This window comes from Vibrio sp. 10N.222.49.C9, from assembly GCF_041474985.1.
GTDB lineage: Bacteria > Pseudomonadota > Gammaproteobacteria > Enterobacterales > Vibrionaceae > Vibrio > Vibrio crassostreae_C.
This window is the reverse complement of sequence record NZ_JBFRVD010001309.1, coordinates 1-209: the sequence shown is the minus strand read 5'-3', so window position 1 is coordinate 209 and position 209 is coordinate 1. Positions and strand designations below refer to the sequence as shown.

The window sequence follows — 209 nt, the reverse complement described above, 5'->3', positions numbered from 1 at the left end:
CTACAAGAGAAATACCAAGGCAAATCAGGCATCAGCATCTATGCCGACGGCATGTTAGAGCATGATGACCACGTGGGTATTTTGTTAGACAAACTGGATGACCTAGGTATTGCTGATAATACTATCGTTATCTACTCTACCGACAACGGTGCAGAGACAGTATCTTGGCCGGACGGCGGTGCTACACCGTTCCATGGTGAGAAAGGCAC

General features: G+C 47.8%; 1 protein-coding gene. It reads left to right on the top strand.

Annotated elements, in window-relative coordinates; all coding sequences use genetic code 11:
- A partial coding sequence (locus AB4585_RS28050) for a sulfatase-like hydrolase/transferase (protein WP_372172039.1) occupies positions 1 to 209 on the top strand: 209 nt, incomplete at both ends.